Annotated in this window: 1 pseudogene; it reads left to right on the top strand. The window is 66.3% G+C overall.

The annotated features are described in order from the left end of the window. Positions 1-198: pseudogene (locus tag SB816_RS33005) on the top strand (FAD-dependent oxidoreductase); the annotation flags it as partial. Between the last annotated feature and the right edge of the window lie 60 nt (positions 199-258).

The following is a 258-nucleotide window of genomic DNA, read 5'->3' as shown; positions in this document are numbered from 1 at the left end:
GCCCGCTTCGCGATGTCGAGCCCGCGCTCCGACGCGAAAAGCGGCGAAATCCTGCGCGCGGGCCTCGCCGGCTATTTCCCCGAGCTGGCGGCCGTGCGGCTCGATTACTGCTGGGGCGGGCTGGTCGACATCACGGCCGACCGGCTGCCGAGGGCGGGCCAGCACGAAGGGCTCTACTACTCGATGGGCTACAGCGACAACCGTCCCGGCTTTCCTCTGACTTTTCCGCAAGACTGGCGCTCTTTATAAGCAAAAGCC

The organism is Achromobacter sp. SIMBA_011 (assembly GCF_046535435.1).
In the GTDB taxonomy this organism is placed as follows: domain Bacteria; phylum Pseudomonadota; class Gammaproteobacteria; order Burkholderiales; family Burkholderiaceae_B; genus Achromobacter; species Achromobacter dolens.
The sequence above is the reverse complement of the archived record's forward strand: the minus strand, read 5'-3'. Positions and strand labels throughout refer to the sequence as shown.